Raw genomic sequence first — 21,583 nt, 5'->3', positions numbered from 1 at the left:
TTTAAATAAAGATAACGACCTGTATGGCAATTGAAGATGATAATGATTTTTTGTAACCTTTCGCCAATCCCAACTTGACATGTGAATTAGGAGTGGGATTTAAATTTTTACCAACATGAGCCACCAATTTTTACTTTTATTGGTCAAATTAAGAAATATCCATCCACAAAAAATAGTTAACGATTTAATTTCTATTTATCAATGGGGCATGTGAATGATTACATTTTTTCATAAATTATTTATCTATTTAATTAAACCTAGGAGTTATAGTAATGAGCAATAGTGCTGGCAATTTCAATAGTAGTGTTATTGACTTTATTCGTGTTAATAGTTCTTCTGCTAAGAAGATAAAGTTTTACAAAAATGAATATATATATATTGGTGGGGGAAGAGGAAACTTCTATTTTATAGAAAAAGGCCATGTTAAAGTAACTTTTCAAACTGAAGATGGCAGAGTATGTAATATTGGTTTTTATAAGGAAGGAGATTTTTTTGGTCAAAGTGGTCTATCTAATATAGTTATCCCTGAAACGGCAATTGCCTTAGCTGATTGCGTAATAAAAAAAATAAATTTCCCTTTATTTTTGGAAGAAATAAGAAACAAGGAATTACTTTATTTCTTTTTTCTTTACATGTCAAGTGAAATCATAGAGCACCAGAAGACAATTTCTAGCTTTGTTATTCTTAATAGCGAAAAAAGATTAGCCTATTCATTAATGAGGATGGCTTCAGAAATTAGACATGACAAAATATCGTCAATTAAAAATAAAATTTCTTATCAGGATCTATCTTATATGGTAGGTACAACCCGATCCCGGGTCGGATATTTTATGAAGTTTTTTCTTAGGAAAGGACTCATTAAAGAGTCTAAAGATTATTTTCTTATTGTTGATAAAAAGAGAATTGAAGAGTATTTAACAGAATAATAATTCTTATATTAAATTCATATTCTGGAACTTAATGATTAACCTTTTCAAGCAGGGTGAGAGCATGAATGTTCATTTCTTACCCAATACATGAAAGCCTGCAATTAAGACCTTATCCAAATACTCACTACTCATATTGGCCATGTTGGTTTTACGTCGGATGCTGGCTTTTACACTGCTTTCTGCTAGTACTACAGCCGTAATCTCTCTGTAATCATAATGTTATCCCGGTTCCGATAATGACATTGTTGTGCAGAGTATTGGTGTCGTCGCCGCCAGGATGACCAGTGTAAACCTGCTCGACAGTCTCTCCGGCGTTTTTTTCTCCTGTATTCGCAAGACTGCCAGCACCGCATGGGACAGGTGCGATAAGGTGATGTGTCGATACCCACGGTGCCATTGCCGCACTTCGTAATGATCCAGACCGCATTCTCCCTTCGTTTCCTCAAAACCCTTTTCTATTTCCCAGCGACAGCCTGCCACCTGAGCCAGGGTTTCAGATCCGCCTGTTCTCTGCGCGCATCCACGATATAGTAAGCCCGTTCCTGTTTTTCATCCCGGCTGCGCCGGGCCAGCAGATAATGGCCATATTCCCGTTCTTTCTCCGTGAGTTGTAAACGCCAGAGTGGCATCCGAACCCAGTCATACTGACGTTCGCTTTTCGCTCCCAGCCCCGCCGAATGGGTTTCCCCTTGTTGAGGCGTCAGGCTGTCCACAATGTTGTCCGCTCTGTAGTGGTATAAGAATTCCGGACACCTTACAAGCCTGCTAATCTGATTAACAATGAAAGTGAGGTATGATGATGAAATTGAAACAGCCAAGATGCCATTATTCCGCTGAATTCAAGTTGGAAGCGGTTCAGCAAGTCATTCTTCATCAGCAACGTGTTGTTGTTGTGGTTCGCGCTTTGGGGATAGAGACCAGCACACTCGGAAAGTGGGTACGTCAATATAAAGCTGAACAACAGGGGATGACCCCAGCGGGTCAGGCTTTGACTCCCTAACAACGCCGTCTACAAGCGCTGGAAAAACAGGTCAGACGCCTGGAAATGGAAAAAGCAATCCTAAAGCAGACGGCCGTGCTGATGAGCGAACTGCGGACCGGACTTCTTCGCTGATCACACGGCTGAGCGCTCAGTGGCCAGTTAAGGATTTATGCCAGACGCTTCAGGTGTCGCGCAGTGCCTATTATGACGGTGCCTATTATGACGGGCGGCAACGTCCCGTTGATACGGAACGTCTGCAGTTACGTGCCCGTACCCGCGAGCTGTATACCCAAAATCGGGGCGCGATAGGCAGCCGCACCCTGAGTCAGTTGCTGACCAATGAAGGCTACCCGGTTGGGCGCTGGAAGGCCCGGCGGTTAATACAAGAATGGAGTCTGCAAAGTCGTCAACGGGGGGTTCACCGTGATCGCCCTGTGGGGAAAGAGAGCGTTGCCTCACCGACCCTTTTGCAACAAGATTTTATCCCGGCATGTTCGAATACCCGGTGGTGCGGAGATATCACCTACATCCGAACAAAAGCGGGCTGGTGCTATCTCGCTGTAGTGATGGTCGCTGTAGTGATGGATTTGTTTTCCCGCCGTGTGGTCGGCATAGCCATATCATCTTCACCGGATGCTGAACGGGTCTGCCGGGCACTGAACAATGCGCTGGAAACACGCCATTATGCAGTGCGGCAATGGCACAGCGGGTATCGGCATATTACCTTATCGCTACTGGACCATGCGGTTCTGGCGGTCTTACGGAGACGGGAGAAAAAACGCTGACGGGGCTGATAGCCCTCAGTGTGGCGGAACTGCGTAATCTGTTGTCAAAATTGATGGAAAAGGCCGGAGAGACCGTCGAGCAGGTTTTACACTGGTCATCCTGGCGACGACGACACCAATACTCTGCACAACAATGTCATTATCGGAGACGGGATAACCTTATGATTACATAGCAGTTACGGCTGTAGTACTAAGCCTGAACCGCCGAAATCTCCGCCATCATAAATTCAGCTTCGCCACAAGAGCAAATGCTGATAAGAGAATGCTACGTAGTCCAATTAATCCAAGGATTAGTGAGGTATCCAAGATAGCGGTGGTTTTCATGATAGTTTCTACAGTTATCATTGAAGATAAGTTGATTATAAAGGATTAACTACCGCTAACCCTTTATTTTTATATACGAAAATTACACGGTTGATCTTGCTGTTTAATTTAGACTCGTTTGCTCTGCTGGTGAATGGTTACATTCTTTGCTTCCTGAAAAATCGGTAAAAGCAAGGGTTTTTATGCCTAATCGATAAATTTCCTCATATCCTACGACCTCCCCGAATTCCGCTCTGACAATCATACCTTCTAGAAAGGTTATGATAGCTTTGGTCTTAGTATCTACTCCTGATTGCTCTGGTTCAAATAATGAATCATCTGTTTTTGACTAAGAGCCTATCCCAAAAGGTATTTTGTAGTATAGCGATTTAGTCTTTTTATTAACCTCCATTTGGTGATGATGATGAGTAAGAAAACGACATCACAATGGCTCATTTCTGATGAGCTTTGGCAAAAAATGGAACCGTTACTGCCTGAACATAAAACCCATCATCCTTTAGGGTGCCATCGTCATCGTGTCGATAACCGTGCCGCCATGAATGCTATCTTTTTTGTCCTGAAAACCGGATGTCAGTGGAATGCCCTCAATGCCACCGGAATTTGTTCTTCAAGCAGTGCTCACCGCCGTTTTCAGGAATGGCAGGTGGCGGGTGTGTTTGAACGATTTTGGCAAAGTGGCTTACTGGCCAGTGAAAAAGTGGGCACCATTGATTGGAGCCAGTTATCGTTGGATGGTTGCCCGACGAAAGCCCCGCTTGCCGGGACAAAAAAAACAGGCCGCAACCCAACAGACAGGGGAAAACAAGGTATCAAAAGAAGCCTTCTGACTGATGGTCACGGTTTGCCTTTAGCGGTGATAGCCGCGCCTGCAAATACGCATGACATCAAGCTGGTTATAGAAACACTGGAACATCTTGAAACGGGAAGGCCGGGGCAGGCGTTGCCGCTTCATTTGGATAAAGCCTATGAGGCTGGATGGTTAAAAGAAGCGCTGATAAAGCAGCGATATATTCCCTGTATTCAATCGAGGAAAGAAGAACATGATGCGATGATAAAGGACGTTTATTTTAAAACGAGCCGTTGGGTTGTAGAAAGAACGCATAGTTGGATGAATCGTTATCGGCGGATATTAATCCGTTGGGAAAAGAAAATAAGCAATTATAAAGGCATGCTGTATTTTTGTTGTGGATTGCTCGTGTGGAATACAATCCTTTTGGGATAGGCTCTTAGTGTGTAATTTCATTATTATTAATGATTTTTTGGTCTTTAAAGAAAGATCCCAGCACTATGGCTGGGATCGCATTCAGGTTAGCCTTCGTATTTAAATTCTACACTAAACTTCATTTTTTCTACATCAAGAGTGATTGTACATCCATGCCAGAATGGAGTTTCTTGAGATTGTATATTCTCAATAAAAAAGTTCCTAAGTTCTTCGAGTAGGTCTGTCAGATCGCTCACAGCTTGAGCATCAGGATCAAACCACCCTAACTCCTCACTTTCATCTATATAATCAAATTCATACTTACAGCCATTTCTTTCTGAGAAAAGGTCAGCTCGGACAATAATTTTTTTTGCATCTGCTGGTCCCGCATCTACCAATAACTGTCCGATTTTCTGGTATAGCTCTTGATCATCCATTGCTATTTTCCGCCCTCAGAATTATTAAAGTTAACGATCACTGGCCTTTCTCCATTAATAGAATATTTGACATTGTATTTATCTGGGCGTCCACTATTATTGTTGCTATTATAGACAGGTACAATTTTAACATGAACTTGTTTGCCGTCTTTTTGAGCATTAGCCCATGAATTCTCCATCTTTTTCCATTCACCTTTATTCAGATTTCCATTCATTGGGAGAATATTTATTTTCTCACCCGGGCCATTAAAGATACTGGCAAATAGATGACCACCTTCATCTCCTGGATTACCACATTTACCTGCTTTGCACTGTTGATAAGTATTACGATCTTTTTTAGACAAAGACAGAGTGCCTTCAGCAAGGATAGTACGGCCTAGCGAATCAGTTTGGAACGTTTTATTTCCATCCACATGGTAAAGGGTATTTGGTTGAGGTTTATTCAGTTCTGTAGTCCAACCCCTCTTTTTACCTGAGTTTGTGTTTATTACAACGACCTCTGGTGAAGACCCCGACTGATTGGCCTGTTGATTGTGGATCCGCGTCCTGATGCTTTTTCCGGTCATCGAAAATTTAGTGTCTTCGCCACTCAAAAATTTCGCGCCGTTAAGTGCATACGCCAGTGCTTGACCGGCTCCATTGGTATAATTTTCAATAACGGCGTTATCTTTAGCCGATTCTTCATGTGTGAATGCAATAACGCTATTATCAAAATACAATCTGCCGATAAAGGTCTCGACGGATTCCAGTGCCTGATTGGCATATTCGCTAAGTGTAACAGCACACATAGTCGGATTGGCCTGGCACTCGGCTTTGACAGATTCTCGCTATTCTGCCAGTTTATTGCGCGTTCTTTCAAAGATAGGAGTAGTGTTTTCTCCTTTTTTCTTTGCTGCTTTGATTGCTTCATCTAATTCAATCAACTCATGTGCAAAGAAATTATGTTCAAGAACGATTTCACTGGCATTTGCACCACTGTTAGCGCCTTGTGCACTGTTTGTAGCAAATGCACCGGCAATACCACCGATGATTTTGCCACCTGCCAGAATTTGTGCGGGATCATTAAATGTCTTAGCCAGTGTCAGTGCACCAAGTTCAGCTGCGAGTGCGCCAGCGGCTGCGCCTCTGGCATCTCCGCCACCAATGTGTGCGGCAATAGCCGATACTGCAGCATGACTAAGTGCTTTTCCGGTGTCGCCTAATGCAACCCGGTAGTCTCCGATAATGTTGGCTCCTTCCGCATTAATTTGATTACCGACATTGGCAAGTAATGCAGTGGCAAATTTATCTTTAAAACTACCGCCATTAATTCCGGTACTTAAACTGGAGCTGATAATGGATTGTCCAGCAACACGTTGGGCGACTTTGCTCCAATCTGCACCTTTACTTAATAGCGGGATATTTGAGTGGGTTGATGAAGCAGCAGCGTTAGCCCCATCTTTCGCCGCACTCCAGCCCATGGCTTGATCGAATCCGGCCAACGCACCACCAATGGCCATGGAAGTAATGGTGGATTTTACCGTATCACTATTGCCTAGCTCTCTAAACGTTTTAGATAAGTTTCCTTGATTATTAACCAGGGTCACTGCTGCTTTAGAAGCTAAAGATGATATACCAGCAATAGTTGCGCCAGAAACAACAGCTCCTGTCGTAGTCGCAGTAGCTGCGGTGGCTGCACCAACACCAGTAGCTGTGGAAGCAGTAGATGCACCAGCCGCAACAGCTAAACCAGATCCTGCAGTAACAGCTGCAACAGCTATTGCAATTACTGCTGAAACAACAGGATTTAACTGTTCCTGTTTATAATCCCATTGTTCATAAGCATCCTGAACTTCTGTCCAATGTACGTCTTTTCGATGACTTAACTCTTTTAACCAAGCTGTTTCAGGATTATTGCCAAGAGCAGTTAGTACAGCTTGTAAAGATTGTCCTTTCTGAGTTTTAATATCAGCACTAATTCCATTTGCTGCATCAATACTTAATGCACCGCCAATATGAACAGAAGGTAATATCCACGTTTCTTTTGAATAACCTTTATCTTGGTTTTTAATATAAAAACCTCTAGAGTGGGTGATAGTTTGATCAAATTTCGTGTCTTTAACAGCTATAAAATTTACTTTACCGTGAGTACTAGTTAAAGTAGCATTCTTACCAGCTTCAAATTTACTAGCCTCATAAGTACTATCATCTCTACTTAGTAAATTGATATCTCCAGTAGATTTAAACTCAGTTACTTTATTTGTTACATCATGACGATTTTGTGTAGAAGTTTTTGTTTTACCAAATCCACCCCAACTAGTTTTTGAGCTTGCATTTGTTTCATTAAGAACCTCTTCTTGAGCTTGAGCATATAAGTATCCACCTTTAGCAGCTACGTTTAATTTATTCCCAGAGTTTAATTTAGTAGCTTGAAACAAAAGACTACCGTTAGTTGCAATGTTTAAATTACCAGCACTATTTATCTCTGTACTTTTATGAGTTACATTGGTTAAGTTACTGTTTCTAGTTACTTTATGAATACCATTACGACTAGATTCAAAACGTATATTTCCACCACTAGTAATATTTATATCTCCCTTGGATTGAAGAGAACTTCCTTGAGTGGTTAAAGTATTATTAGCGATTAAAGTTAATTTTTTTTGGCCAACTAATTTGGAGTTTAACTGATACCCTCGCTGTTCCCAATCATAGCCTATAGGGTCAGGAGCTGTTGAATATGGAAATGAATTAAGAGTTATATTTCGGCCAGAAAATAATAATGTATGACCATTCGAAGATAATGTAGCACTTTGTCCACGGAGATCTGCTCCTGATTGAACTAAAAGATCTCCTCCTGCCTTAACTTTGCTTGAAATTTTATCAATCAACTTTGTGGAAATCCAAAACTCAAATGGGTCTATAGCTGAAGTTATTTCTGCAGAAGTATTTTTATGACCTCCTTTAAGCGCATCATCTACTAAAGAGAAATTAGGAGAATTATACATCCAAAGAGTATCTTTATCCTCTGTCCAGCGCACACCTTGAGAACCTATCCAGTATCTATACCCAAAATCTTTTGAAATAATTCTAGGATCTAAATCTATATCTTTTTCGGAAAGTAAAGTAATATCTTTTCCAGCTTCAATACCGATTCCTCGTAAATTAAGAGATTGATTTACAGAGTTTATATATACAGAACCTTTTGTGTTTAATTTTTCAATTGACAATGCTTCTTCAAATGTTTTTAATTCCTTATCTTTATTAAAGAATTCAGACATTCTTTTATTATTTTTTAAGATAGAATCATCATAGTTTACGGTAATTCCTTGATTGGAAACTATACTTATATTACCGCTTTGAGGCTTAAATCTTAAATTAGATAATTTAGTGTTATTTCCAGCTGAGATTGTAAGATCATTTGTAGCTTCAATTCCACCTAACCAACGAATTCCATTCAATAAAAAATAACCTATGCGATTGTCAGTAATAACGTTTATGTTCCCCTCTTTACTTAATAAAGAGATATCGTTACCTTTAAGATCACTTTGAGTTATTTCAATGTTATTGACAGAATTAAAGGATAAACCCTTGTTAGCCAAGATTTTTGATTGATTTATATTAATAGAATCATTTGCTATTATTGAAATATCTCTATTTGATCGTATATTACTCTCACTGTTTATTGAATTAGAAGATAATACCATGTTTTTCATACTAACTAACGATTCTGAATTATCGTTATCAATAGTGATTTCACTTGTCTTTTTAGCATCATAAGGCCTTTTCTTTTCAATATTTATATTATTTGAAAAATCAGCAACTAAATTCCCTTCAGAGAATAAAAGAGAATTAGATTGAGGATTAATATCTTTCCAAGAATGAGTTTCTCCTAAGTTGAAAAATGAGTGTTCAATACTACATTCCCCAAAAAAATTCCAACAAGCCATTGCATAGTCAAAAGTGTGGAATATATTTTCTCACCATTCTGATTACTTGTTATATTTAAATTTTCTCCTGTTAGGATTAAATCCTTCTTGGATTTCATGTCAGAGTTTATATTATTTAAATTAGTTGCGTTAATATACAAGTTATTTCCGGAGTTTATAGATGCTTTGGTGGAATTAACATTGTACTGAGTTAAAAATCTTTTTACATTGACAGCGTTACTCTTATAAAATTCTATCATATTGAACCATTTGGAATAATCTAATTTCTTTATATCTCCACTTGTTTCTTTTTTGTTTTTTGAGAAAATTTCTAAGTCATTATATTCATATATTCCTAGTCGATTATTCTTACTAGTCGAAGTTGCTTCAACTTTCATGTCATCTTTAAAAGAAAAATCTTGAATATTATCTAACTTTTCAGTTCTAATAATCAAATCACCCTTATTGGTTTTTATAGTCGCTGATTTATTTTCAATATATTTATTCTTATCTCCTGCGGAATTTTTTTGAATCCACATGTTATTGTCAGCTTGTAAAAGAGCATTGCTACCAATATTATGCAATTCACTTACATATGCCCGCATATCTTGCCCGGCAGTCACACTACCTTTATTACTCAGCTTGCTGCTGGCAAGAACGATATCCCGTTCTGCCTGAACAGGAGAATTTGGTCAGATATTAATTTCTGTAGCACCTACATTTAAGTCGGTTTTAGCCTTAATATTGCCAAGTTCCATTTTGCCATTCGCACTTAATGTGATGTCGTGTTGATGGCTGGTGATATCTTTCAGGTTAACCCCGACCCCATTCTCCATTGCAATCAGGCGGATTTTATTGGCATACATCCCACCCAGCGCTTTAGTATCGACAGCCAATTGTGGACGGTTCCCTTCTCCGGCAATGGTCTTTGCCGTGCCGTCTTTGAAGGAAATCTGATTAGCCCCCTGAGTCAGTGCAAGATTCCTGGCCTGAATTTTTCCATTCAGCTCGGTGGCCCGGCTGATAATATCGACATAATCGGTTGACTGACCATTTAACCCTTTACCACCAATCGTGATTTGGCCTTTGGTCACTTTCAGGGCTTCCAGTGCACCCTGTTTATCAAATTGCGGTTTACCCGTCGTTATTATTGCACCTGAGGTATTGATAAACCCACATCCGTTACAGGTAATGCCATTCGGGTTGGCTATCATAACGTTGGCTTTCTGACCAGCCACTTCCAGTTGCCCCAGCAGTTCAGAACGGCTGCTGCCGATGACTTCGTTGATGATAAGTTCGGCCGCTTTTCCCTGCAGATTGGCATTGGCACTGATTTGACCGGCCAGTTGAGATTTAACCGCTTGGGTGGCGTTATTTAATACGGCACCCTGAATACCAGTATTAAATTCTTTATAGGTATTGTGAGAGATGCCGGCATTATTGGGCGCAGCAATATTCACCACCGGTACATTGCCATTGTTGTGTACCTGTGTCTTCGGATTGTCAGGGGTAATACCGCCTGCTATTGCTGAGTTCAGCGGATAGATGCCTGTCAGGTAAATCAAAAAATAACAGGTTCCCCTTGCTACCGGGCTGTTAAATTTATCCATGTTGTGTCCTTTGATTACATTAAGTCCAAATGTGTTGGTATGGTTTTATTAAAAATTGAGTGAAGCAGACCAATAAACGACCCAGTGGTCTGGTTTAAGATGGGCGGGATAAACCAGGGGTTTTCCGACGGTGACCGTCTGATTCATCCGGTTGTTATTGAGTGAAATACCCAGCAATGTGCCTGTGACATTACCTCCTTCAATTTTCCTTTTTTTGTTGTTTTCCAGCCAGCCGGTATCCAGTGCACTGTTTAAAGACAGTTCACCTAATAAAGGAAGTTTGATTAATTTCCAGTTGAGTTCATGACGCCAATACCCGCCGTTATTTCCCATCAGATTCTGCTCCTTGAACCCTCGGACGGAGTATTGCCCGCCCAATGAAAGGCGTTCACCGGCATACAGGTTATCCGGTGTAAATTGTCCGTACAGGGAAGTCAGGTAATAAATATCCTCCGTAACCGGCATAAAATAACTGCTGCTCAGGCTGAATTTACGAAACTGACTTCTGGGTGTATTGCGGTCGTTGGCGTCATCTTTAGTCGCTCCCCAGAGAGTCAGGCCGTGGCTGAGCGTTGGGTTGAATGTAAGATAGCCCCCTGCCAGTACGGTGCTGTAGCTGGTGCCCAGACTGACAGCGTTTAACGTCGGGCTGCTGATAGCGAACTTTACCCCCGCCGCGACGTTGGAGGTCTGGCGACGGGTTATCCCCATATTCAGGGCCAGTTTTTGTTTACCATCACGGTATAACGTCCGGTTGACTTTTAACTGATGGGTTTGCCCTTTGCCTTTATGGCGGTAACTGCCGGTACCCACCGGTATTATTTGAAATGAGCTGTTTCTGGCATACTGGTAATCTAATGACCAATAGCCATAAGGGATGGTGACCCCTGACGTTACACTCCAGCTCTGGTGGTTATTGCGGAAGTCACTGTTACGGCTGGCGGAGATTGACCACTGGTCAGCAAGTTGCAGGGGATTATCCAGTCCTAAAGTGGCATTAATTTGTTCTGTTCCGGTATTTTTTTGCCCGCTGTTATCCATGCCCAGACTGGCATGAATGGGTAACTGAGCAACAACCCGCTTCAAAATAATGTCAGAATAACCGGGTTGTTCTGCCGGCTGAATATCAATGGTGATCTGTTGGGAAGGCAGGCGGTTTAACTGCTCCATGCCCTGTTCAATATCCCGCAGATTAAGGATTTTGCCTGCCATATTCGGAAAAGCCATTTTCAAGGCAAGGGGAGCCTCACCGTCAAGCAAGATAGAACCCACTTTTCCTTCTGTAACGATAATGGTCAGGATACCACCGGATAAATCCTGTGCTTTTAATCCTGCGAGAGAAGTGACATAACCTCTTTCTATGTAAGCATTGGATACCTTACGGACCAATTCATTAATTTTACCGGCAGTCAGGCAACGGGATATGTAAGGTTCGGATAATGCCTGTTGCACTGATAAGGAAAGACTTTCAGCACCTTCAAACTGAATGTGATGAACAGAATGGCAAAACGATCCCTCATCATCAGATGTCGGTGCTGTGAGCGGTGATAACGTAATGCTGTTACGGATCTCATCACGTTGTTGTTGCGCTTGTTGTAACAGGTCTTTTTGTTGCTGAGTAATGGTATCTTGATCTACAGGGCTGACAAACGATGCCGCCACTGATTTCCCTGAAATAATTAACAGAGCAAAGATCAATAAACCTGAAAAATAAGCAGAAATTCTGCTTAAAGAATAAAGAGGCATAATTAAATTACATGCAGGGTAAGAATGGCGTTGCATTATATGTAAATTTAAAACAATATTCTTATAGTTTTGTATTTTTCTGGGCTGTTTTTTTAATCTCAATGTGAAAATAAACCTTCATTTGGTCTATATTTAACCAATTGTGTTGTTTGTATTGAAATCAATTCTCATGCTTAATATTAATATATTAATTTTTTAGTTAGAAATTATTAGTTATTCTTATAATTAGGTTATTAATTTTATTAAAAATAATTAATTACGTAAAAATAATTGTAGGTTAGTAAATATAAAAATATGTGCTTTTTAAAATTGTATAGTCTTTTATTAACCCGAATTCTGGATAAGAAATTGACGAGAAGCCTGTTCCAGGAACAATGTTTTGGTGCTCGCCGAAACAGCTCCGAGGAGGAACAGACCATGAACAAATTAGTTGAAATCTTTTGTGATGTCGATGATTTTTGCCGTTTTTTTATCCCACAGTGGACACGATTTTGTCTCGATAATGGATACCGTCTTCGTCGCAGACAAGGTCATATGTATCCCAGTGAAATCATGACTATTTTGATCCTCTTCCACAGGTCGAATTACCGTAGTTTTAAACTTTTTTATCTGGAGCATATTTGGAAATATCACCATAACGATTTTCCAACCTTACTGAGTTATACCCGTTTTGTCAGTGTCGCGCCTTCCGTTTTGACTCCGCTGTGCAGCTATCTGACCCGATTAAAAGGAAAACCCACAGGCATTGCGTTTATTGATTCCACGAGCTTGCGAGTGTGTCATAACATCCGCATTCCCCGCCATAAAGTGTTTGACGGGGTCGCCGCACGAGGGAAAACGTCAATGGGTTGGTTTTATGGTTTCAAATTACACTTGATTGTGAACCATCAGGGAGAAATTTTGGCGCTTAAAGTGACACCGGGTAATGTGGACGATCGAGAACCTGTTCGTGAATTATCACAAGAATTAACGGGTTCTCTTTACGGTGACAAAGGTTATCTCAGCAAAGCACTGGCGGACGATTTAGCCCAAAACGGTATCACTTTTATCACAAGGAAGCGCCGGAACATGAAAGCACAAGCGCAGGCAGAGTGGGATAGGATAATGTTATTAAAGCGGTTTATTATCGAAACAATTAATGGTCAATTGAAACTCATTTCTCAAATAGAGCATTCTCGCCACCGAAGTATAAAAGGATTTCAGTTGACCGTTTTATGTGGATTGATTGCTTACTGCATTAAAGAAAAGAAACCGTCACCAAAGATGTTCTACTCAGATGACGATTTCCCAGCAGCGGCTTATACCAATCGTAATTGAAGGTGCTTGATTTTTCATTCATATCAGATCAAGATTGTGTCCATGAAAATTACCCTGACAAATGCCCAAAAACAAGCCCTCGAATTGATGCACGATACGACTCGTGATGGACGCGTGCGTGATCGCATTAAGGCTGTGCTTTTGGCATCGGAAGGCTGGACTGCCCAAATGATTGCCCAGGCTTTGCGTATTCATGAAAGTACGGTAAGCCGTCATCTGAAAGATTACTTTTCTGAAGAAAAACTTGCCCCTGAAAATGGCGGCTCTGTCTGAAAGGCGTTTATCTGCCGAACAAACGGCAGAACTCGTTGAATATTTGGCGGCAAATTTGATGCACACCACCGCACAAATTGTGGACTATGTCTGGGCACGCTGGCAGGTGACTTTCACTGTCGCCGGGATGACAAAATGGCTCCACCGTCAAGGGTTCAGTGACAAAAAGCCGATGGGAACGCCGCATAAATTCGACGCGGATAAACAGCAACAATTTATTGAGACCTACAACGCGCTGAAAGCGAAATGTGGTCAGCATGAGCCGATTTTGTTTATTGATGCCACGCATCCTACCCAGTCCACAAAATTAAGTTACGGTTGGATGAAACGCGGAAGAGAGCAGGTCAAAGTGGTTGAAACGACAGGAAGCCGTACTCGCCTCAATCTCATGGGGGCGCTCAATTTGCAACGGATTGAAGAGACCGTTATTCGTTGTGAGTTCAATTGATGGATGCAACACACTGGTTAAATCTCTCTGCGGGTGATTCATAGTCTAACGTTTTTCTCGGCCTCTCATTAAGTTGTCGGGCAACACTGTCTAATTTTTGTTGGTTGTGAACTGATAAATCAGTTCCTTTTGGGAAATATTGCCTGAGCAATCTGTTCGTGTTTTCATTAGATCCACGTTGCCAAGGGGACTGAGGGTCACAAAAATACACCTGAATGTCAGTGGCTATAGTAAATGCAATGTGGTTGGTCATTTCAGATCCCCTGTCCCAGGTTAATGTTTTATAGAGTTCAATAGGTAATTTTTGGGCTTGATTGATGAGTGCAGATATTACGGTAGCCGTCTTGTTATCACTGATTTTGGCAAGCATAACAAAGCGAGAATGGCGTTCTACCAGTGTGACGATATAGGAGTTTTTGGAACCTTGTATCAGGTCTCCCTCCCAGTGACCGGGTATGGCTCTGTCTGCAACATTGGGTGGCCTTTCGCTGATGGGTATCGCATTAGGGATTGAGCCTAACCCTTTCCCTTTAAGCGATGAGGTTCTGGATTTGCGTACTGTTCTTCTGCTTCTGAGGCACTGTTGTAGCTCTTTTTTTAATGCTCCCCGAGTTTGTATAAAAAGCGTTTTATAAATCGTTTCGTGCGACACATACATTTCCTGATTATCGGGATAATATCGTTTCAGCCAGCCGGAGATTTGTTCTGGCGACCAGCCCCGATGCATTTTTGCTGCGATGATTTTGCACAATGCAGGGCATTCAATTAACTTGCAAGGTTTAGGTCTCAGGGTATTCTCCCATGCTGCTTTGTCAGCTTTTGCTGCACGGTATTGCTTTGCTCCCCCGTGCCTTTGAATCTCACGACTGATAGTCGATGGGGCTCTTGATAATTTGCTGGCTATTTCCCTGATACTGAGTTTCGCTACCAGTCCTCTGGAAATCTCCTCTCTTTCATCAAGCGAAAGAGATAACCGGTGCCGTTTTCGGACAGGAGGACGATATCCACCGGTTTGGTAAATAGTGGGCATAATAGAAGAATGATATCTGTCAAACATCCTGGCGATATCATGTAAAGAATCACCTTGCTTATACCTGTCCCAGATAACCGCTTTCTGTTCTGGTGTGTAGTAAATGTGTTTTCTTTTTTTCATAGTCACGCCCTCCTTGTTTAAGGATAGCGTTGCATCGACCTGTTGAAATCACAACCAGATACCCGGCAAGGCCGTTAATTCTCATAGCGTGTGCTGTATCAATATCGCCGTTTAGTCTGCCATAGGTGTAAGGCTGAAAGCGTGAAAGCCCGTATTTCTGGATAAAGTCACGGGCACGGGTAATAACCTGATATTTTTCCCGATTCCCGATACCAAAATCGGCTAACCAATCATCAAAACTTTGTTTTATCGCGGCGTGACACTCTTCCCTGCTCCAGCCTGTGATAAGGGTCGCCAGTTCACCGGTTGCATCCAGTAAAGCAAAACGCACAGCAACACGTTTTACCTGAGCTGAGGCTTCTTCTGGCAGGCTAAATTCGAGCGGTTTTTGGCTGCCTGATTTATCCAACGATGTAAATTTAAGGCGAGTTTGGTTATGCTGTGTATCAGCCATTATCGTTACTCCAATTAACGGTTTTTGGTCAGACGCCTCAGATGTGTTCCAGCACACTGGGGCGTTGTTTTTTCATATTGATATAGGTAATGTGTAATGACACATAAACACATTACAGTGAGTGTAATTGACATGTCAACACACAAAAATACCCGTCGGGGCAATCCACCATTCCAATTCAGGCTTGATCCTGAATTGAGAGCATTAATGGAGATAGCCCAGGCACAAGATGGCGATGAATCTTTAGCTGCATGGATTAAGCGCATTGTCCGTAGGGAGTTACAATCAAGAGGCATTGAATCTAATCCCTGAAAAAAGCAAGTTGAGGGTAACCCCAGCATCGCACCCGCTCTGTCCATCTCAGACTCCTGCTCTTTTTTGGCTGTTAAATCTGGATTTTTTACCGGTCCGCCCGTCGCGCCAATCAGTCGGGTACCATCACGTTTTATATCAACAACCAATTGCCGCCAAAACTGATAAGCCACACACCAGCGCTCAAGAACCGCTAAATCGGTAAGACATAAAATCCCCTGACCACAAAGCTCTTTCGCGGTCAGTTCCCACATGACCACGGCCAATGACAGGTCATTTTCAACAAACCAGTCCGGCGCGGAAACCCCGGTCAGCGGTGTAAAGTTAGGTTCATCACGGTTAAGCTTGCGCTTACCCGGATTACCGGCCAGTTCCTTTCGTGCCGTCGGCTTGGGGCGACGACCTGACTTCCCCGCCGTTCCGGCCATATGCAGCACCTCCCGTGCTCAAAAACAGTGAAAGAGGGGTAAAAAGGCACCCGATTTAAATTTCATTTTTCGCGGGTATAAAAATTGACTTAAGGCGGCGGTCCCCGGGGGCGAGAGTGGCAGGGATTTCACCCGCCCCTTCCCCTGAGTGACTGTTCCCAGAGATATGTTTACAATGTGAAATTAAAATATTATCAGGCTCAATGTGGATGACTGTCTCGGCTGATATCATCTCACCTGAAACTAAATGTGAATATCGGGGCATCAGCAACTATCTCATCCGTAACGGCAAAGGTGACAGTGACATGAGCCTCTTTCGCCTGCGTCTCCACACTCACGGATTGCTGGTTCGATAGCAACAGTCCATCAACACTTAAGACATAACCCTTGAAGTGACCCTGCTTGAACAGGCGGGATAGTTTGACTTGTTTCTTATTCATCGTAGTCTCTCCGTGGCAGTCTTACGGTGATGGCAGGCAAAGCATAATAATTCCAGATTCGATAATGCATCCGTCCCGCCATGTGCCTTGGGTTTGATATGGTCTACTGTGGTGCCTGTGACTGCACGGCCATTGCGTAGACACTGCTGGCATAAATGCTTATCCCGTTGCTTCACTGGGGTTCGTAGTTTGTCCCACGGTCTGCCATAGCCGCGCTCGTGCCGGCTCTTGCCCTGCTGATGGTTCTGCCAGCCCGTGTGCAGGTGATCAGTGCAGTAGCCTGAGCGATCAGTCGTGGTCTTGGGGCAGCCTTGCTTACGGCAGGCTCGGGGTATACGCGGTGGCATGTTCTGGCCTCCATTTAGCATATTCAACTGATGTGTTGGATATAACCCCGTCATTTTTTAGTCGGGACTGTATAAAGTTCTGCGTAAGTCGTCTGTTACCGCCTTAAATAGGGGTAATGTCCGATAGACTTTAGGTCTACCGCATGGCGATCACGACTTATGTGTAAACTCTCGTTTACCACCTCCAATCAATCCAAGTGCCATCTGACCGATATCATCAATCAGCCTTTCAGCTTTATTGAGGGTGGCCAGATCATCTTGTCGCTTTCTCAGTCTGCGGCCTGCATCAGATGAATCTTCATCAGAGGCTTTTTTTGCCAGACTCAGCATGTTTTGTAATTGTTGGATGGTGAATCCAAACCCTGATTTAGCTTCAAGCTCCGTCATGTGATCGAACACCTGAGCCTGTAATTCATAGCTGTAGCTCATTGCCATCAAGCAGGACTCACGCTTAAAGAAGCGGTAAATATCTCGCTCAACCCGTCCACCCGTACCGTTAATGAAAACATCAACTGCAAGAAATTTTTCAGCTGCCTTCCCTAACACTTTTGGCACTTTTGCCATGAAGCTACGATGCTCCAACTTCCTGTATTTCTTACAAGGGAACGTCATGCCTTCAACTTCGGCCTTCGCTTTTCTGTCAGCGTTGATGTAATCCACCATTTCCAGACTGGTCATGGTGGGTGCTTCTGTTACACGAAGAGATGCTTTATTAATTTCAACTAAAGACATGGTTAGTTTATATGAACGCGTCCCGTTTGCAACGGCTTCCATTGTTCTAACTCTGACAGATAGGTTGCAGCTTTATATCCGGCTTTTTTGCAGCCTTTAAAGCTGCGAGCCCCTATGTCATTCGCCGACTCACACCTCATTTCCTCCGCGAGCTTTAAGCTCATAAAACCATTCAGGTTTAGTGAGTCCCGGTCTTACCTGTTTTTGTCATCACGCTGGTTGCCAGAGTAACCTTTCTGCATTCATCCTTTTGTTAAAAGTTAATGTTTGTCAGTGGCCGCTTTTAGTCTGGCCTGACACTGACGTGCGCCTTGTCGTATTCACACTGGTGAGCCGCTATCGCCCAGACTGTCCGGGCCAGTTTGTTCGCCATCGCCACGATGGCCACACTGGTCGGGCATCGTTTTTTGAGTTCCGTGATCCAGGGCAAAGGTTCTTTTGTCAGTAATGCAGCCGCACGAGCACCATGGATAAACAGGGTCCTCATATAGGTATCTCCGCGTTTACTTATCCCCAGCAGGCGGATTTTTCCGCCTGAACCTGTCTGTTTCGGAACAAGTCCGATATAAGCAGAAAACTCTCGTCCCGATTTAAACGCGGAGGCTTCTCCCATTGTGGCCACCGCAGCCGTGGCAATTAGCGGCCCCACGCCGGGTATTTTCAGCAGCCGCTGACAGGTTTCATTCTGCCTGGCCACGCTGACAAGCTGTTTTTCGATGCTATTTATCTGTGAATCCAACTCACCCAGCCTGTTGTACTGGTCCTCCAGCACGGTGATAAGGTACGGAGGAAGACGTATCTTCAGTCGTTCCAGTGCTGCCGGTAACTCTTTGTCCAACGCTGCCCGGCCTTTGTGGAGGGTTTCACCAAATTCCAGGAGCGTACCGTGCAGGGCATTAATTTGTGCGGTTCTGAACTTGACCAGTTGCCTGCGTGAACGATGCAGAACCAGTACTGACTGTTGTTCTTCTGTTTTGACGGCTATCGCCTTACCGGGCTGTTGTACCGCCATCCAGATAGCGCGGGCATCCATCACGTCATTTTTGTTGCCCATCAGGAACGCCTTAACAAACCGGGCCTGCATCAGTCGTACCTTATGCCCCTGTTTTGTCAGTTCTCGTGCCCAGTGCTGAGAGCCACCACAGGCCTCCATACCAATCAGGCAAGGTTCCCGGTTACTGAAGAAAGTCAGAAAATCCTGGCTACGTACCTGCTTATCAATCACTTCGCCAGTGTGCTCATTGATGAAGTGGAGCTGAATCAGATGTTTTGCGATATCAACGCCAATCGGTGTATATTTCATGTCGTGGAGTCTCCAGTCACTGGGAGCACTACGCATCCCGTATTGAGCACAATGATGCCGGAAATCTGTGAGGCTTCACACCTCCCCCTTCATCGTCGTGCTCCAGATTAAATGAATGGGGCGCGTTCATTACATTTCCTTTTAGTGATAAACCTTGCGCTCAGGAGTTGCCAGCCCAAAGAAGGTTAACCAGACCGTTACTGTCATTCCTCAAGGCTTATCCTGAAAGGTTCTTTGGTCGTGCGTCGAGCGTGACGCAGTGAAATGCAGAGATAAAAAAGCCACCACATCCGAAGAGGTGATGGCCGGGGTTATTGCTTTAACTACTCAAGGGAATGGGTAAAGAAATAATTGGTTTAGTTTCAGTGGGTAACTAATAGTTAAACATTATTCGTTTGTTGTTGGGGAAAAGAGGGGTAAATATCATAAAAATACACATTCACGGAGATAATTATCATGCCTTATAATCATCAACTCGCTTATAACGCAATAAGAACGCAGGTTATTCAGGGCATACGACCTGATAATAGGGCTGTATCATTAAGGTTACCAGTGCATTCAACTATCTTAAGGAGACAATCTCCTAATATTTTCCCCACTCCAATCCAATTAACAAGACTACTTAGTGATCTAGGGTTTGTGGAATACCGCAGTGCTCCTGGATACATCTTAAGCGCTCACCATTGTGACATTAGCCAACGCATCTACGAGCAGGAAATACTTCCATACATAGTCAATAATCGTGATGACTTTTCTATTGTTATCCGAAACCGTCACTCTGATATTGTAGCTGCTGGGGTAATGACTTATTTGAGGCGTTCGGGAAATTATAACTTTCAATAATTCAATTACACCACGTCATCCCCATCACCCCAGAATCATTTGCTCTGGGGTTGTAATCAAAAGCATCATTTAAAATACTTTAAAGCTGGCAGCCACTAATGAGTAATCATCAATCGGAGTGGCTTTTTCGATTCGTTTTTGCAAACTTGAAGCAAATCTAATTGGATTGCGCAGAGTGTTATCTGAAAATCTTGGACGCTTTTCCCAGAAATGATGAGCGCCATCAGACATGATGTATAAATCTAATACGCCCTCATCATCAGTGAGATCAGAGATAGGCTGGCAAATTGCCTGATATTTCAAATCAATGACTTTTGAAAGAGCTGACGTCAGGGTGTTTTTCCCTTTCATTCCTTGTAGTTCTTTCTTGCTGAATAAACCTTCATTGAGCAGCTCTTGATGCTGAGTATGGTCTACTGATAATTGGATAAGTTTCTTTTCTTTTCTTACATAAAATCTGGTATCCCCAACATGCCCTATATACAAATTATTCTGGTTGATATAACAAAATGTCAGAGTGGTCGCCGCTCGATGAAAACTAGCATTATCTTCAGAAAGATTACATATATCCTTTTTTATTGCAGCCAACATACTGCCAATATTTAAGTCGTCTTCAATGGCGTTATTTGATAGGTTCTTTATGGCCGCCTGAGAGGCTTCATACGCCCCATCATACGACCCGACACCATCTGCTACAGCCATAATGTATCCACTGCCTGCAATCTTGGGAGGCATAACAGAGTCTTGATTACCCCGTGTAGCACTTTTCCCCAATGAGAATAGTCCGCAGTTCAGTAAGGTAATCATTGGTTGTTCTCCTTAATGATTTTATCAAAATCTATTAGCATATCTGAAACTGAGTTATATCTCATTGCTGGCTTATGAGCTGTGCTTCTATGAATGAAATCATCTATTCCTTTCAATTGACTGATCTCAAACTCATTGATAATTACACCAAGTGCAAATATGTCTGTTTTTTCATCATAAAATCCTTGTTTAACCTCGGGAGCCTTGTAACCCTCCGTGCCCATCTCGACTGCAATATTAGTTAATACTTCAGATTCTGATTCTTTATTTGTGTTCTTTACTAGACCAAAATCAGAAACTTTGTAGATACCATCTGGGAATTTAAGAATATTTTCTAGTTTTAGATCGCGGTGTAAATATCTTTTTATCTCGTGCATATACTTAATTCCATTAAGTATCATGTTGATAATTCTTATTTTTTCATCCGTTTGAAGCCCGTCTTTCCCAAGCTCCGTGCCTAAATGATTCTCCGCAAGATCAGTAATGAACCAAGGGCTATTAGCAGATAAATGGTGAATGTAAATTGGGGCTACATTCGAGTGACAACAAGAGGCCTGGTATATAGCTTCCCTTCGAAACCTACGCTTCCACTCTTCGAGTGTAAAAATTTCAAGTAGCTTTCCGTTGGTAATTGATAATGTTTTTCTGGCGTAGTTACCACATTTATTACCATCAAGACTATACAGTTCCACTTCTTCTACATACCCGAAACTACCTTCTTCACTTATTACTCGTACCGGATTTATAAAATAATTACTACGCCTTTCCATATTTATGTCCTTTGCATGTTTTACTTTTCTGTAAACC

At 42.4% G+C, this 21,583-nt stretch carries 20 protein-coding genes and 3 pseudogenes; 7 read left to right on the top strand and 16 right to left on the bottom strand.

Going from position 1 to position 21,583, the window contains the following annotated elements:
• Positions 1-272: 272 nt before the first annotated feature.
• The gene (locus AC5JQI_RS08355) at positions 273-926 is read left to right on the top strand and encodes a Crp/Fnr family transcriptional regulator (protein ID WP_493914375.1); all 654 of its coding nucleotides are present in this window, start codon (positions 273-275) and stop codon (positions 924-926) included.
• A gap of 222 nt (positions 927-1,148) precedes the next feature.
• On the opposite strand, the pseudogene AC5JQI_RS08350 reads toward AC5JQI_RS08355, so the two are convergent.
• Positions 1,149-1,663, bottom strand: a pseudogene (locus AC5JQI_RS08350) (transposase family protein); the annotation flags it as partial.
• A 59-nt stretch (positions 1,664-1,722) separates the two neighbouring features.
• Between AC5JQI_RS08350 and AC5JQI_RS08345 the strand changes: the two are divergent.
• From AC5JQI_RS08345 to AC5JQI_RS08335, 3 genes are all read left to right on the top strand, one after another.
• Positions 1,723-1,929, top strand: coding sequence for a transposase (locus AC5JQI_RS08345; protein WP_493914374.1), 207 nt, complete (start codon positions 1,723-1,725; stop codon positions 1,927-1,929).
• Between the two features lie 167 nt (positions 1,930-2,096).
• Positions 2,097-2,696, top strand: a complete 600-nt coding sequence (locus AC5JQI_RS08340) for a DDE-type integrase/transposase/recombinase (protein ID WP_493914373.1) — start codon at positions 2,097-2,099, stop codon at positions 2,694-2,696.
• Positions 2,697-3,423: 727 nt separating this feature from the next.
• Entirely contained in the window at positions 3,424-4,242 is an 819-nt protein-coding gene (locus tag AC5JQI_RS08335) for an IS5 family transposase (protein ID WP_493914372.1), read from the top strand.
• Between the two features lie 86 nt (positions 4,243-4,328).
• On the opposite strand, the gene AC5JQI_RS08330 is transcribed toward AC5JQI_RS08335, so the two are convergent.
• The 6 genes from AC5JQI_RS08330 to AC5JQI_RS08305 all read right to left on the bottom strand — a co-directional run bounded on the left by AC5JQI_RS08330 (position 4,329) and on the right by AC5JQI_RS08305 (position 11,919).
• Positions 4,329-4,658: a hypothetical protein gene (locus AC5JQI_RS08330; RefSeq protein ID WP_493914371.1), complete on the bottom strand. Its 330-nt coding sequence runs from the start codon at positions 4,656-4,658 to the stop codon at positions 4,329-4,331.
• Positions 4,659-4,660: 2 nt separating this feature from the next.
• Positions 4,661-5,446: a DNA/RNA non-specific endonuclease gene (locus AC5JQI_RS08325; RefSeq protein ID WP_493914370.1), complete on the bottom strand. Its 786-nt coding sequence runs from the start codon at positions 5,444-5,446 to the stop codon at positions 4,661-4,663.
• 39 nt (positions 5,447-5,485) lie between these two features.
• Positions 5,486-8,584: a DUF637 domain-containing protein gene (locus tag AC5JQI_RS08320; RefSeq protein ID WP_493914369.1), complete on the bottom strand. Its 3,099-nt coding sequence runs from the start codon at positions 8,582-8,584 to the stop codon at positions 5,486-5,488.
• Entirely contained in the window at positions 8,527-9,186 is a 660-nt protein-coding gene (locus AC5JQI_RS08315) for a hypothetical protein (protein WP_493914368.1), read from the bottom strand. The genes AC5JQI_RS08320 and AC5JQI_RS08315 overlap by 58 nt, the downstream gene beginning before the upstream one ends.
• A gap of 69 nt (positions 9,187-9,255) precedes the next feature.
• The gene (locus tag AC5JQI_RS08310; protein WP_493914367.1) at positions 9,256-10,173 is read right to left on the bottom strand and encodes a filamentous hemagglutinin N-terminal domain-containing protein; all 918 of its coding nucleotides are present in this window, start codon (positions 10,171-10,173) and stop codon (positions 9,256-9,258) included.
• Between the two features lie 48 nt (positions 10,174-10,221).
• Positions 10,222-11,919: a ShlB/FhaC/HecB family hemolysin secretion/activation protein gene (locus AC5JQI_RS08305; protein ID WP_493914366.1), complete on the bottom strand. Its 1,698-nt coding sequence runs from the start codon at positions 11,917-11,919 to the stop codon at positions 10,222-10,224.
• A 417-nt stretch (positions 11,920-12,336) separates the two neighbouring features.
• On the opposite strand from AC5JQI_RS08305, the gene AC5JQI_RS08300 reads away from it, so the two are divergent.
• Positions 12,337-13,236, top strand: a complete 900-nt coding sequence (locus AC5JQI_RS08300) for an IS982 family transposase (protein WP_493914365.1) — start codon at positions 12,337-12,339, stop codon at positions 13,234-13,236.
• 42 nt (positions 13,237-13,278) lie between these two features.
• Positions 13,279-13,939 (top strand): annotated as a pseudogene (locus AC5JQI_RS08295) (IS630 family transposase); the annotation flags it as partial.
• 10 nt (positions 13,940-13,949) lie between these two features.
• Here AC5JQI_RS08295 and AC5JQI_RS08290 read toward each other — a convergent pair.
• Both AC5JQI_RS08290 and AC5JQI_RS08285 read right to left on the bottom strand, forming a co-directional pair.
• A complete protein-coding gene (locus AC5JQI_RS08290; protein WP_493914364.1) occupies positions 13,950-15,110 on the bottom strand; it encodes an IS30 family transposase in 1,161 nt (386 codons plus the stop codon).
• Complete coding sequence (locus AC5JQI_RS08285; protein ID WP_493914363.1) at positions 15,046-15,564, bottom strand: hypothetical protein; 519 nt, start codon at positions 15,562-15,564, stop codon at positions 15,046-15,048. The genes AC5JQI_RS08290 and AC5JQI_RS08285 overlap by 65 nt, the downstream gene beginning before the upstream one ends.
• A gap of 132 nt (positions 15,565-15,696) precedes the next feature.
• Here AC5JQI_RS08285 and AC5JQI_RS08280 point away from each other — a divergent pair, with 132 nt between their 5' ends.
• Positions 15,697-15,876: a YlcI/YnfO family protein gene (locus AC5JQI_RS08280; RefSeq protein ID WP_038190434.1), complete on the top strand. Its 180-nt coding sequence runs from the start codon at positions 15,697-15,699 to the stop codon at positions 15,874-15,876.
• A gap of 17 nt (positions 15,877-15,893) precedes the next feature.
• On the opposite strand, the pseudogene AC5JQI_RS08275 reads toward AC5JQI_RS08280, so the two are convergent.
• From AC5JQI_RS08275 to AC5JQI_RS08245, 7 genes and pseudogenes are all read right to left on the bottom strand, one after another.
• A pseudogene (locus AC5JQI_RS08275) lies at positions 15,894-16,304 on the bottom strand (phage terminase small subunit P27 family); the annotation flags it as partial.
• Positions 16,305-16,537: 233 nt separating this feature from the next.
• Entirely contained in the window at positions 16,538-16,744 is a 207-nt protein-coding gene (locus AC5JQI_RS08270) for a hypothetical protein (RefSeq protein WP_493914362.1), read from the bottom strand.
• On the bottom strand, positions 16,741-17,091 hold the full coding sequence (locus tag AC5JQI_RS08265) for an HNH endonuclease (RefSeq protein WP_493914361.1): 351 nt from the start codon (positions 17,089-17,091) through the stop codon (positions 16,741-16,743). The genes AC5JQI_RS08270 and AC5JQI_RS08265 overlap by 4 nt, the downstream gene beginning before the upstream one ends.
• Before the next feature lie 150 nt (positions 17,092-17,241).
• Positions 17,242-17,823 (bottom strand): Rha family transcriptional regulator, encoded by a 582-nt coding sequence (locus tag AC5JQI_RS08260; protein ID WP_493914641.1) that lies wholly within the window; start codon positions 17,821-17,823, stop codon positions 17,242-17,244.
• A gap of 283 nt (positions 17,824-18,106) precedes the next feature.
• A complete protein-coding gene (locus AC5JQI_RS08255; RefSeq protein ID WP_010848889.1) occupies positions 18,107-19,126 on the bottom strand; it encodes an IS110 family RNA-guided transposase in 1,020 nt (339 codons plus the stop codon).
• A 912-nt stretch (positions 19,127-20,038) separates the two neighbouring features.
• On the bottom strand, positions 20,039-20,776 hold the full coding sequence (locus AC5JQI_RS08250; protein WP_493914360.1) for a PP2C family protein-serine/threonine phosphatase: 738 nt from the start codon (positions 20,774-20,776) through the stop codon (positions 20,039-20,041).
• Complete coding sequence (locus AC5JQI_RS08245) at positions 20,773-21,546, bottom strand: protein kinase domain-containing protein (protein ID WP_493914359.1); 774 nt, start codon at positions 21,544-21,546, stop codon at positions 20,773-20,775. The genes AC5JQI_RS08250 and AC5JQI_RS08245 overlap by 4 nt, the downstream gene beginning before the upstream one ends.
• Positions 21,547-21,583: the final 37 nt, after the last annotated feature.

It is taken from the genome of Xenorhabdus sp. XBWT (assembly GCF_059072735.1).
The sequence above is the reverse complement of the archived record's forward strand: the minus strand, read 5'-3'. Positions and strand labels throughout refer to the sequence as shown.